Here is a 13323-nt window from a genome sequence, read left to right as displayed (position 1 = left end):
AAAACCTCCGTAATCATGTCGTATGCCGAAACACACTTTAAGGGATGTTCCCCAATCTTCTTGTTTTATAACCATAAATTAATGGATTGATCTATTTAAATGATTAGTAAATTTTAGGTTGTTGGGAAATGATATGGCATTTAATGCTTTTAAGTTGAAGGGATTCGTTCACATTTCCCAATACAAAAAATTCAGAATGTTCTTTATAATATAAGAGAAATGCGTATCATTCAATTACTTTTTACAGACGGAGGGATTTAATGAAATTACTAAGCAAACTTACATTGGTAGCAGTTCTAGTATTGGGCATGCTTATACCTGGTCATGCCAAAACAACTCAGGCAAGTAGCCTTGAGATTGACAGTACACTAAACAACATTCTTAACAAAGTCACAGGTTGGACAGAGGTTGAAGCAATTCTTACATATGATACTAAACCTACTGTCGAGGAATTAGATCTTCTGAAATCATTAGGTCTATCACTCAAAACATTTAGTGAGTTGCCGATCGTTGGAATTACGGGAACAGCATTAGAGATTGATTCTCTATTAAATAGTCATACAAAAGCAGTATCTATTTATAAGAACAAAAAATTAGACTACTTAATGAAAGATAGTAGAAAATTAATCGGTGTGGAAAGAGTGTGGGCTGATCTTGGCTATACTGGGAAGGGTACTACAGTTGCCGTAATAGACAGTGGTATTGACGGAACACATCCTGACCTTCCGTTCGGTTCTAAAGTCGTTCAAAACGTAAAAATGTTAGTAGGCGGTAGTATTTTTGGTGGCCAGGACGTTTATCTTGAGAACGTTCCAAATACAGATACAAGTTCAGGTCATGGCACACACGTAGCTGGGACGATTGCTGGTCTTGGTGAAGCTAGCGATGGTTTATACACAGGTGTTGCCCCTGACGCTAAATTAGTTGGACTTGGTGCTGGTGAAGGTCTAAATATTCTCTGGGCTCTTGAAAGCTTTAACTATGTTATTGAACATCAAGAAGAATACGGAATTGACATTATTAGTAACAGTTGGGGATCAACTGGAGAATACTCTCCGAATGACCCAATCAATGTAGCAAGTAAAATCGCGCACGATAATGGAATGACTGTGACATTTGCAGCCGGAAATGAAGGGCCAGAAGATGACACGCTTAATCCATACTCTGCAGCTCCATGGGTGATTTCAGTTGCTGCTGGGACAAAAGATAAACAACTCGCTGACTTTTCTTCTAGAGGCGTAGCTGGTCATAATCTTCTGCATCCTGATATCACAGCACCAGGTGTTGATATAGTAGCTACAAAATCCTCTACAGGAGTTATCATTAATACGTTAGGTACAATGAAAGATGTGAATTACATTGCACCTGAGTACCTTCCATATTACACAACTTCCAGTGGAACAAGCATGGCGACACCTCACATCTCAGGTGTCCTTGCATTAATGGAAGAAGCAAACCCTAATCTACAACCTGATGCAGCTCTAAGTACGTTAGAGGATACGGCAGAAACAATGTCTGGTTATGATTATCACGAGGTTGGAGCTGGCTATGTAGATGCTTATAAGGCTGTACAGCAAGCAGGTGAAACTGCAGCTATTGCAGGAGTAAAATAATAATAGGCCATATGATTAACCCGAATAGTGATCGCAACCACTATTCGGGTTTTGGTCATTACAAATTAGAGGAATTCAAAGTTTAGAAAGGTTTCTGTTAGGTTATAAAGAATTAATAGAATGAACTACCTTATAGGGTATAAAAGCACAATGGTTGAAGAAAGCTTTTAAAGAGTCTATGATGGATTTAAATACCCCGCAGGGTAATTAATGATTTAAATTCAGGAGGAATAACGAATGTATTTACAAACGTTTTTTGACGAAAAGCTCGCACAATATTCTTATTTAATTGGATGTCAGCGAACAGGTGAAGCACTAGTTATCGATCCTGCTCGTGATGTTACACCATATTTAGAAGTAGCCAAAAAGGAAGGCTTTCATTTAGCTGCAGCAGCAGAAACGCACATTCACGCTGACTTTGTATCGGGTGCACGCCAGCTCGCAGAAAAGCACGATGTGAAATTATACTTGTCAGATGAAGGAGATCAAGATTGGAAATACGGGTATCTTGATGGATTGAATGTTGAGTTAGTGAATGATGGTTCAACGATCAATGTAGGTAACGTTGAACTTAGTGTTATGCATACCCCAGGGCATACCCCTGAAAGTGTTTCATTCGTTCTAACTGATCGAGGCGGTGGTTCTGAAGTCCCAATGGGCATTTTCACAGGTGACTTTGTATTTGTAGGTGATATCGGTCGTCCGGACTTGCTTGAAAAGGCAGCTGGAGCAAAAGGAACGGCGGAAACAGGTGCAAAATCGATGTTCGGTTCCCTTCAAAAGTTTAAGGAACTTCCAGAATATCTCACAGTCTGGCCGGGTCATGGTGCAGGAAGTGCATGTGGTAAATCGTTAGGTGCAGTACCTCAGTCTACTGTAGGTTATGAGCTCCGCAATAACTGGGCATTGAAAGAAGAGAATGAAGGTACATTTGTGGAAGAACTTCTAAACGAACAGCCTGAAGCCCCAACTTATTTTGCGGTCATGAAGAAGGTAAATAAAGAAGGACCTAACGTATTAACTGGAGAAAAACTTGAAAAAATCACGAACATTGATGAGTTTGATGTTCTTGCTTCAAAGGAAAATACAACTGTAGTTGATACGCGTCCTGCAACTGATTTTGCAGCTGGGCACATTGATGGTGCGATCAACCTTCCATTTAATAAAGCATTCACCAACTGGTCAGGTTGGGTACTTGATTATGATAATGACTTGCTTCTAATTGCAGAGGAAGACAAGAAAAATGAAATCGTGAAAGCATTGCATTCAATTGGAATTGATAACCTCAAAGCATTCGCAGGTCCTGAGCTTCTTTCACAGTGGAATGATCTTGAAGGATATTCCTTTATTTCTGCAGAGGAGTTAAAGGATGTCTATGATCAAGACGACGTTTATGTGGTTGATATCAGAAAGCAGGATGAGTGGAACAATGGGCATATTCCAGGAGCGAACCACCATATGCTAGGTTATTTAGAAGATCAAGCTGAGGAAATTCCGGAGGACAAAACGGTAGTTGTTCACTGTCAATCGGGTACACGTTCAGCCATTGGAACAAGCTTGCTCCAATCACTAGGATTTAAAGATATTTTGAACTTTAGCGGTGGTTTTGCTAAATGGGAGAAAGAAACTGATAAAATCGAGAAGTAATAAAGAGAGCGTAAAGCAAATTTGCTTTACGCTCTCTTTTCTATGCGCTCAGTTCGGTCTCTACCGTAGCTGGTTTTGGTTTCAAAAGCATAAGTCCTATTCCACCAGCACTCAGAACAGCTGCTACTAGGAAAGGAGCATGAGCAGAAACACTCTGGCCGATAAGACCTGACAGAACAGGCGCTATTGCTGCACCTAGCCAGCGCAGAAAGTTATATCCACCCGAAGTAATACTTCTTTCATAAGGTGATACTTCCATTACATAGCTTGTAAATAGTGCGTTGTTTAAGCCTGACGCCAATCCTGAAACGATTACTATTGTAATGAGAAGTGCAGTAGATTGTACGCTGAATAATAACACTAATAAAGCTGCGAAAATGAATAGGCTGTATGGAAGTATGTTTTTAGGTAGAAACTTTTTCTCAAGTTGGTGACTTAGAATGGCTGATCCATAGGCGAGCATTAATCCCCATCCAAAGAAAACAAATCCAATTTGTATCGCATTAAGACCAATAATCAAAGGCGTATAAGCTAGGACTACGAAAAATCCATAGTAATAAAGCATTGCTGCTAAAGCAGATGTAATAAAAGGTTTATACGAGAAGAGTCCTTTTAATTCACTCATCCCAACTGGTTTCCGTTTCTGTTTGCCATTTGGTTCAAATACAAAGAATAGAACAAGACAAAAAGCGGCTAGAATGAGGATGGATGTTGCAAAGAAAGGAAATCTCCAAGAGTACCCTCCAAGAATACCACCAACTAGAGGACCACCCGCCATTCCAAGACCGATCGCTGCTTCGTAATACCCTACTGCTTTTTGAGGATCTTTCGATAAGGCAATCAATAGTGTCATGGCTGTTGCAAAGAACATAGAGTTACCAAATCCCCAGCCAGCTCGGAAAATGGATAGACTAGCGATTCCGTTCGATAAAGCACATAACAAAGCAAAAACGGTAACGATAAATAAACCAAACACCATCATTCGTTTATCACCAAATCGACTCGCAAAAATACCTGCTGGAATCATCATAAGGGACATGGTTAGGATGTAGGCAGTAAATAGCATTTCTACTTGCCAGTGATTTGCACCAATTTGTTCGGCGATAGTTGGAAGAATAGGGTCTACAATCCCAATTCCCATAAATGCAAGAAAGGTGGCTGCTATGGTAATCCATCTAGCTTTAGTAAATTTTTTTTCATTTATCATCTAAATGAACCTCCTATATTAAATTGGATTACATGATGAAATCAAGAACAACATTTGTTATTTATGCAACATGTGTCGTAAAGTAGTGTAGCATAATGGATGAAATGCTCAATACGCAAGTTTATTTGATTTGTAGACTAAACAACACAATGAGCACAATTGTTGTGTAACATAAGAAAAATGGGGGGAATTTAGGTGAGAGAGAAGGAAGATCCGAGGGTTATTCGCACAAGAAAACTTTTACAAGAAGCTTTTATTCAACTAATGGCAGAAAAGGAATATGAGAAAATTACGATTGCCAACATTACGAGTTATGCGACAGTTAATCGAGCCACCTTCTACTTGCATTATTTAGATAAAGAAGATTTATTAACGCAGACCGTGGATGAGATGTTTCGCCAGCTTTTTGGTGAAGCACTCCATATTCCCCCTGGAAATTTACCGATTGATGAGTTGCAAAGGTACATCGCAGAACATATTTTTTCAAGTATTGCACAGTACGATAAATTCTTTCGTGTGATGTTAATTAAGAAGGGAATGCCGAATTTTCTTGATCACATGCGTAATTTTTTCTTTAACTTTTATGATGACCGCATCTCGAAAGCAAGTTTTGAGACACTCCCTGTTCCAAATGAGATCATTGCGAGCTATATTGCTTCAGCTTATACAGGTATGATTTCTTGGTGGATTGAGAATGACATGCCTTATACACCGGAAGAGATGGTTGAACAGATGATTTTTATTAATCAAAAGGGGCCAACCGGGATATTGAAAATGCATGTAAGAAATGATGATCAGTCCTAGGGATTCAGTTATTCTTTTAATCACATTTATTATTGACAGAAAATTGTATTCATTGTAATCTTAAAAGTATCAGCTTAAGCGTCCCTTTAGAAAGATCCCTTCTTTCAAAATCAGGACGAAAGAGCCGAATAAAGGAACACCATAATATAAACTAACTGTTAAAGCTGTTGAAACTCTTACATGAGTAATCACGCAGTTTAAAGCCAGTATGCTTTTCCGGGAATGTGGGAGGAGTGTGCTGGCTTTTTATTTGGATTTTAATACGAAAAGGGAGAGAAATGTATGTGTGCCATGTCTAGTACAGAACTAACTAACAGAGTTGCGTCAGGGAAAGGTTATCAAATCAAACCTAGTCCACACCATGAACGGCTATATGTCATTGAGCTTGAGAAACAAGTGGTTGAACGTTTTTTCGAGGAAGTTCGTGATATTAGTAGTCAACAGTTGGAGTACATTCCGTACATGAGATTTGTTGTGACTGATAAGCTTGTAAGTCTTCTAGACGATGGTTTTCAGAAGTCTGTTAGAGCAATACTACACGATCGTAACACTGGTGGTTTTACAGTTGGCGTGAATGAGCAAACGACAAATCCTGAAGACTACGTCAAATTCTCTACTGCATTCTCACACCTCGTAGGAATTCCAAATTTCGATGCTATGTCAGGAAACTATTATGCTCGTTTTTCTGTAAAGCACACGGACAATAGCGACTCTTATTTGCGTCAGGCTTATCGTCTCTTTACGCTCCATACAGATGGAACATATGTGGATGAAGCGACGGATTGGTTACTGATGATGAAATTTGATGAACAGAATGCGGTTGGTGGACGGTCTAGACTTCTTCACCTGGATGATTGGGATGAGTTGAATCGATTTTATCAACATCCAATGGCTTCTCAGCGCCTTGTCTATAAAGCCCCTCCTAGCAAAAATGTAGTAAAAGAGGTATTTCGCACAACGTTCTATGAACAAAATAATGAACCGTGTATATGTTTTATTGATCAATTTGTTCATCCAGAAAACATTGAACAGGCTAATTACTTGAAGGACTTATCTAGCTCCATGGAAAATGCTTCGGCAACTACAGGACTAGAGCTTCCTGCAGGAGAACTAATTATGTTAAACAATCATTTCTGGTTACATGGTAGAGAGGCATTTGAGGAGAATACAGGACTCCATCGTGAGCTTTTACGTCAGCGTGGCAGGTTTGCCTAATTAAGGGGAGTAAAGAAATGTATGATTATCTGGTTATAGGAGGGGGCATTGTTGGGTTATCAACGGCTTTTTCCATTCACAAGAAATATCCTTATGCAAAGATCGCCGTTGTGGAGAAAGAACAAAGCTGGGCGAGTCATCAAACAGGTCGAAATAGTGGTGTCATTCATTCGGGTATTTATTATAAGCCCGGCAGTATGAAGGCCACTCTTGCCAAAAAGGGCCGTGAATCGATGGTAGGTTTTTGTGTGGAGAACAACATTGCCCACGACGTTTGTGGAAAAGTAATCGTTGCTGTAGATGATCGTGAGAAGAATAATCTTAATCAGTTGTATGATCGAGGTATTCAAAATGGATTAGGAGTTCAGAAACTCTCAAGAGAAGAGTTGCTTGAAATTGAACCTCATGTGAACGGAGTAGAGGGGATCAGAGTTCCTTCAACAGGAATCGTTGATTATAAACAGGTGACAGAGAAGTTAGCAGAGCTTCTTTCAATAAGAGGTGTTGATCTTCTAACAGGAACAAAAGTTATAAATGTTGAAGAGTATTCAGACGAAGCCGTTGTGGATACCTCACATGGCACCCTTAAAACACGATTTCTAGTGAACTGTGCCGGTCTCCATAGTGACCGAATTGCAAGGTTAGCTGACATATATACGGATCTTAAAATAGTACCATTCAGAGGAGAGTACTTTAAGTTAAAGGATGAGAAAAACTATCTTGTCCGGAACTTAATCTATCCAGTCCCGAATCCGGAGTTTCCTTTCCTTGGTGTTCATCTGACGCGAATGATGGATGGAACGATTCATGCGGGGCCAAATGCCGTTCTGAGTTTGAAGCGTGAAGGCTACAACAAGCTTTCATTTAATATGAAAGATGCCTTTGATGTGTTAACGTTTGATGGATTCTGGAAAATGGCAGGTAGTAACATGAAGGAAGGGTTAATGGAAATGGTTCGTTCCTTTCACCGAAAGTCTTTTGTCAAAAGTCTTCAACGGCTTGTTCCTGAGATTCAAGAAAAAGACGTTGTTCCTACTCATTCTGGTGTAAGAGCTCAGGCGCTATTAAAAAATGGACAGTTAGTGGATGACTTTTTCGTCATTCCAGGTAAACGCTCGATCCATGTATGTAATGCACCGTCACCTGCTGCGACAGCTTCGTTAGAAATTGGGAATGTTATTGCAGGAAAAGTACCTGATCTTATGAGTAAGATTATTGTATGAATTGGAAAACCGCCGAGAAAGGCGGTTTTGTTTTTTATTTCTGCATTTCACTTGGTTCTGGATGCATCTCATATTGTTTATGAGCATCCTTCAGTGCAGCAGCAAGAGCATTTCCTGCTTTGCCAAGGTAGCCTTCTTTTAAACGTTGAAGTGGTTCATCGAATCCATCTTTTAGACTAAAGCCTTTCAGCAACTGTCGGACGAATTGTTTACTATGCTCCGTTGCAAGCGTGCAAGAAGCATCAACGATCACTCCATATTTTTTATCGACCTCAAGCGTCAGTGTGAGGGTTTCTGAAATATTGTTCGCTGCCATTCCTGTTGGTAGCTTTGAGTGTCCAGCGACGAATAGGGTGTTCATATTGGTAACCTCCTAATTATTGGTGTGTATAATGATATTGAATCCGCTCCATCTCACGTAAGAGTGAAGGTGAAATGGATTTTTCAGCTTGTATGTAGACTGGTAGAAATGCTTCTTTCCATTCCTTTCTTTGGGCATTTGTAAGGACATCAATCTGTATATCTGACGTGCGCTTCAAATCGCGAATGTGACGATCGTTAATTTCAATTGAATGCCGTCTAACCCAATCAGTTGTTTCTTCCATTGAGGAACTGATTGCTTCTTGATGCGATTTAGAGAGGTTACCCCATAACGATTGATTAATGAGAACGGCATAGCCTAAATAAGCGTGATTGCTGATTGTGAGAAACGATTGTTCCTGGTAGAACTTCTTAGAGTAAATATTTGATACGGTGTTTTCCTGTCCATCAATGAAATCAACTTCAAGGTTTCGGTATGTTTTATTAAACGAAAGTTCACTCGTACTTGCATTAACGGCTTCGAATTGAGCTTCTACTATAGGTCCCGGCATGGTACGAAAATGAAGTTGATCCATATCTTTTGGTTCAATGATAGGATGTTGATCATTGGTAAACTGTTTAAATCCGTTATACCAGAAACCAAGCCCTTTCGCGTTCGAGCGCTTCAGATCGTTCAAAAGCTCATCGCCAATCTTTCCTTCATAAGCTTCTTGAACAGCTTGCTCCGTCGGAAAAGCATATGGAAGGTCAAGTACTTGCCAGTCTGGAAACAGCTGTGATAGTTTTGCCGTCGCTGGCGCAATCATTTCGACCTTGCCGCTGATCAGCGCCTCCCACTCATTTTGATCCTGATAGATTTCACCATTCGAATAGATTTCAACAGTGACTTCATCATTTGTTTTCGTTTGTACTGACTCTGCGAAATAACGAGCGGCCATGCCTTTGGGTGTATTTTCGGCAGCTACGTGGCTGAAACGGATAATGACCTGCTCACTAATTCCTTCCTGCTCGTCATCGTAATCAAGAGTAGTAGCTGAAAGATTGAAGCCAGAGAAAAGAGCTGTGAGCACCCCTATCAGAATGAACGTTGTAATCGTTGCAAATGTTTTCATAGACTCTCCTATTTCGAAAGCGTTTCCAATAGTTTATCATAGATCATAACGTGTAAAAGCAATCCAATTACAATTAATTAGCGAATATACATATGGAGGTTTGTTTAAGCAATGGCAAGGAGAATACCAATTAAAACTAAGATTATGATCCTATCATTTGGTGTGGTATTCTTCTCAATCATCATTGCTGGGATCATTGCTTCTGGTAAGATATTTGAAGAAAAAGAGAACGATCTGGGAGAGAGGGGCTTAATAACTGGGCGTATCGTTGCTAACTTACCTGAAGTACAACAGTATTTAATGGAAAGTGAAGGATGGGATCGAATTAACCCGATTGTGAACCGAATTAGAACAATCAACGGAGCGGACTATATTGTTGTTCTTGATTTGAACAGGATTCGCTACTCTCATCCGGTGAAAGAGAAACTGGGTACTGTATCATCAGGTAAAGATGAAGGAGCGGCATTTGCAGAGCATAGCTATGTTTCAAAGGCAAAAGGAGATATGGGTATTGCTATCAGATCTTTCGTCCCAATTATGAACGATCAACACGAACAAATCGGCGTTGTCCTTGTTGGTCATATGCTTCCAAGTTTGAAGAGCGTCCTTTTAAGCATTAAATCTCAATTGATTCTGATTACACTCCTTTCGCTTGGATTTGGAATGATAGGTTCCTGGTTACTTGCTAAGCAAATCAAAAAAGAAACATTTCAACTTGAGCCTTACGAAATCTCAAGGATGTTGGTTGAGAGAACCGCCACTTTCCAGGCGATGAATGAAGGGGTAATCGCGATTAATCTTAAAGATGAAATTATGATTTTTAATGATAAAGCGAAAACAATTCTCGGTGTTGAAGATGATGCGGTCGGCAGGGCTATAGGTGATGTGTTAATAAGTTCAAAGTTACTTGCGATACTAACTTCCAAGGGTGCTTATGATCGAGAAGAAGTGACATCTGGAAAGAAAGTTCTAGTCATTAGTAAAGTGCCTATATGTGTAGAAAATGAGACTGTAGGAGCTGTCGCTGTTTTTCAAGATCGAACAGAGGTCGCACGTATGGCAGAAGAATTAACGGGTGTTAAAAATTTCGTTGATGCTCTCAGAATTCAAAATCATGAATCCATGAATCGATTGCATACAATAGCTGGGCTTATTCAGTTAGATGAGAAAGAAAAGGCATTGAATTACGTTTTCGATCTTTCCCAAAGAGATGAAGAGCTATCGGGATTTTTAAGTAAGCACATTAAGGATTATCGTCTTTCTGGATTGCTAATTAGCAAAGTGAAAAGAGCGAAAGAGTTAGGGATTAACCTCACAATTAATCAAAATAGTAGATTAGAAACTCTCCCTTATTTTCTAGATAGTCATGATATTATTCTAATCATTGGTAATTTAATTGAAAATGCGTTTCATTCTTTCGAGGCGATTGATCGTGCTGAGAAATTGATTGAGGTTAGTTTACTTCAGGAGGACGCTCTATTAATGATAACGATCGAGGATAACGGGTGTGGGGTGCCCGAGAAGATTAAGGAAAAAATAATGAAGAAAGGATTTACGACAAAAAGAGAAAAAGGAAGTGGGCTTGGGTTATACCTTGTAAGGCAGACAATTGATAAAGGCGAAGGTAAGATGAATTTGATTTCCCATGAAGGGGAAGGAACGAGTATCGAGTTAGAGCTACCAATGAAGAGGGAGGAGGCTGAGCGAAGTGAAGATCGACGTTCTATTAATTGAAGACGATCCAATGGTTCAGGAAGTTAATCGTCAATTTATCGAAAGAGTTGATGGATTTCAAGTAATTGGAACGGCACATACAGGTGAAGAAGGAATTCAACTAGCAAGAATAGTTAAGCCTGACTTGATTATACTCGATGTTTACATGCCAGCAAAGAATGGTGTGGAAACGTTAAAAGCGTTAAGACAGGAAGGAATAAATGTAGAAGTGATTGCAGTGACAGCAGCAAACGATCGCAAGACGATCAGAACGATGCTTCATCATGGGGCAAGAGATTATATTATTAAACCTTTTAAATTTGAAAGGTTGCAACAAGCTTTGAACAATTTTCTACTATACAAATCGAGCATAGATGGAGAAGGGAAACTCACTCAGAAAGAGCTAGATCAATTGAATTCTATGCAAACTCATATTGACAAGCCTATCGACATAGAAGTGATGCCAAAGGGTCTCAATCATCAAACGATGAAACAAATTATGTCTTATATGGCACTTCAGCAGCAGTCACTTTCTGCCGAAGAAGCAGCAGATGGAATCGGCATCGCAAGGGTGACCGCAAGACGGTATCTTGATTATCTCCAGAAATCTGGTAAAGTCCAACTTGATATTCAATACGGAGGCGTTGGTAGACCACTCAATCGCTATTCACTTGTTAAGAGTTCTTCTAACTAGTAGAAGAACTCTTTTTATTTAGGTTCATTTCTATAGGCTCTTTTCGTAGACATTGTTGCTCTAAAAGTAGAGGTGATTTCCGCTCCAGTATGCTCGCTTTCCGCTCCAATCAGCTAAGTGTGGTTCTTTATACAACGTTCCTTTCAAAAGCAACAATTCACGTAAATAGCTTTTTATTATGACCAAAAAGACCAAAACGTCCAATATGTTCTAAATATTCTAAAATAAATGTGTAAGCGTTACCATGAAGGTAGCAAACAACGAAGCGGAGGAATAGAAATTGAGAACAAAAGGTCTTGCATTACTTATACTTGCGCTAGCTATGATCATTTCGGCATGTGGCGGCGGTAACTCAGCTGGTGGTGGCGAAGATTCATCTGGCTCATCGCAATCCCTCGTATTTGGAACTGGTGGAACTTCAGGTTCATATTATCCGATTGGTGGAGCACTGAAACCTATTTTTGAACAAAGTGATTCGATAGGAAACATTACTGTTGAATCAACTGGCGCATCTGTAGCAAACATCCAAAATATCCAGGACGGTCTCAATCAAATGGCTGTTGTGATGAGTGATGTTGCGTATGATGCGATTGAAGGTAAGGGCCAATTCGAAGGTAAGAAAGTTGAGGTTGAGGCATTAGCTGGTATGTATCCTAATGTCGTCCAAATTGTAGCAACGAAGGAAAGTGGAATTGAGTCGGTAGAAGATCTTAAAGGTAAGAAGGTTGGCGTTGGAAAAGTTGGTTCAGGTGTTGAACAAAGTGCACAGAAAGTACTAGAAGCAGTTGAATTAACGTATGATGATCTTTCTAAAGTTACTCACACGGGCTATGCAGACAGTGTTCAGGAAATGAAAAACGGTAACCTGGATGCAGCTTTCTTTACATCAGGAGTACCGAACAGCAACATTACAGACTTAATGCAGCAGAATGAGATTACTTTTGTGGAAATTAAAGGCGATACTGCTGAAGCACTCAAAGAAAAGTATCCGTTCTATAAAGATTATGAAATTCCAGCAGGTGATGAAGCGAAATATAACCTTGAAAATGAAGTTATGACTGTTGGAATTCAAAACATGATTGTTGTTTCTCCAGATTTAGATGAGGCACTAGTTAAAGATCTAACGAAACGTTATTATGACTATCTTGGATCAGATGAGGTAGCAGTCGGTGTTTTGAAGCAGCTTGATCGTGATGAAATCGCAAAAGGTTTAATTGCCCCAATACATCCAGGAGCCAAGGCATTTTATGAGGAGCAGGGAGTACTTGAATAGTCAAAATCGGGAGCATCGAATCGGTGCTCTCTTTTTTCGAAAATGCATGATACTTGTTCTGCCATGCATCATTGTGTATTTATATCCGTTACAGGTTCTGACGGTCATAGGACAGGAAACGGCAAACACCTACATAGGAGTTTCTAATGTTTCGATACGCTGGCAGCATTCTGTTGAAAAAGAAGAATGGGAAGAGTTCTATGTCATTGATGAAGGAGACATTTTACTTTCAAAGACTCGATTTAAAACATTTGGAGCAGGTGTGCCAAGTGATGTAGGAACTGAGACGTTTATTAAAGATGGCTGGGTGTACATGACGGGGATTGACCGATCGATTGGCAATCGTCTTGATTTTCGAACGGGGAAGACGACAGAACACCGAATAATAATCGATGGACAAAGCAATAAGCTTAAGGCAAACAGTTCCTACTATATGACTGTTAAGCAACTTAATCTAATACAAGCTTTGCTATATAAAATACGAAGAATATGAGGTGATCA

General features: G+C 39.7%; 12 protein-coding genes. 9 read left to right on the top strand and 3 right to left on the bottom strand.

Annotated elements, in window-relative coordinates:
- The first annotated feature begins 260 nt into the window (after positions 1-260).
- Together JI666_RS12795 and JI666_RS12790 are read left to right on the top strand one after the other, a co-directional pair.
- A complete protein-coding gene (locus tag JI666_RS12795; RefSeq protein ID WP_206892353.1) occupies positions 261-1613 on the top strand; it encodes a S8 family peptidase in 1353 nt (450 codons plus the stop codon).
- Positions 1614-1850: 237 nt separating this feature from the next.
- A complete protein-coding gene (locus JI666_RS12790; RefSeq protein ID WP_206892352.1) occupies positions 1851-3260 on the top strand; it encodes an MBL fold metallo-hydrolase in 1410 nt (469 codons plus the stop codon).
- Positions 3261-3300: 40 nt separating this feature from the next.
- Here the strand turns inward: JI666_RS12790 and JI666_RS12785 are convergent, their stop codons facing one another.
- Positions 3301-4467: an MFS transporter gene (locus tag JI666_RS12785; RefSeq protein WP_206892349.1), complete on the bottom strand. Its 1167-nt coding sequence runs from the start codon at positions 4465-4467 to the stop codon at positions 3301-3303.
- A gap of 195 nt (positions 4468-4662) precedes the next feature.
- On the opposite strand from JI666_RS12785, the gene JI666_RS12780 reads away from it, so the two are divergent.
- The 3 genes from JI666_RS12780 (at position 4663) to lhgD (ending at position 7709) form a co-directional block, all read left to right on the top strand.
- Positions 4663-5271 (top strand): TetR/AcrR family transcriptional regulator, encoded by a 609-nt coding sequence (locus tag JI666_RS12780; RefSeq protein ID WP_206892348.1) that lies wholly within the window; start codon positions 4663-4665, stop codon positions 5269-5271.
- Between the two features lie 282 nt (positions 5272-5553).
- Positions 5554-6486: a glutarate dioxygenase GlaH gene (gene glaH, locus JI666_RS12775; protein ID WP_414635143.1), complete on the top strand. Its 933-nt coding sequence runs from the start codon at positions 5554-5556 to the stop codon at positions 6484-6486.
- A gap of 17 nt (positions 6487-6503) precedes the next feature.
- Positions 6504-7709, top strand: a complete 1206-nt coding sequence (lhgD, locus tag JI666_RS12770; RefSeq protein WP_206892347.1) for an L-2-hydroxyglutarate dehydrogenase — start codon at positions 6504-6506, stop codon at positions 7707-7709.
- Positions 7710-7743: 34 nt separating this feature from the next.
- On the opposite strand, the gene JI666_RS12765 is transcribed toward lhgD, so the two are convergent.
- Together JI666_RS12765 and JI666_RS12760 are read right to left on the bottom strand one after the other, a co-directional pair.
- Positions 7744-8070, bottom strand: a complete 327-nt coding sequence (locus JI666_RS12765) for a DUF3870 domain-containing protein (RefSeq protein ID WP_206892346.1) — start codon at positions 8068-8070, stop codon at positions 7744-7746.
- A gap of 16 nt (positions 8071-8086) precedes the next feature.
- Positions 8087-9142, bottom strand: coding sequence for a DctP family TRAP transporter solute-binding subunit (locus JI666_RS12760; protein WP_206892345.1), 1056 nt, complete (start codon positions 9140-9142; stop codon positions 8087-8089).
- 111 nt (positions 9143-9253) lie between these two features.
- Between JI666_RS12760 and JI666_RS12755 the strand changes: the two genes are divergently transcribed.
- The 4 genes from JI666_RS12755 (at position 9254) to JI666_RS12740 (ending at position 13315) form a co-directional block, all read left to right on the top strand.
- On the top strand, positions 9254-10876 hold the full coding sequence (locus tag JI666_RS12755) for an ATP-binding protein (RefSeq protein WP_206892344.1): 1623 nt from the start codon (positions 9254-9256) through the stop codon (positions 10874-10876).
- The gene (locus tag JI666_RS12750; protein ID WP_206892343.1) at positions 10851-11549 is read left to right on the top strand and encodes a response regulator; all 699 of its coding nucleotides are present in this window, start codon (positions 10851-10853) and stop codon (positions 11547-11549) included. Before JI666_RS12755 ends, JI666_RS12750 begins: the two co-directional genes overlap by 26 nt.
- Before the next feature lie 280 nt (positions 11550-11829).
- Positions 11830-12822: a TAXI family TRAP transporter solute-binding subunit gene (locus JI666_RS12745; protein WP_206892342.1), complete on the top strand. Its 993-nt coding sequence runs from the start codon at positions 11830-11832 to the stop codon at positions 12820-12822.
- Entirely contained in the window at positions 12815-13315 is a 501-nt protein-coding gene (locus tag JI666_RS12740) for a DUF1850 domain-containing protein (RefSeq protein WP_206892340.1), read from the top strand. The genes JI666_RS12745 and JI666_RS12740 overlap by 8 nt, the downstream gene beginning before the upstream one ends.
- Positions 13316-13323 lie beyond the last annotated feature (8 nt).

Source organism: Bacillus sp. NTK071, assembly GCF_017303315.1.
GTDB lineage: Bacteria > Bacillota > Bacilli > Bacillales > Guptibacillaceae > Guptibacillus.
This window is presented reverse-complemented; position numbering and strand designations above follow the sequence as displayed.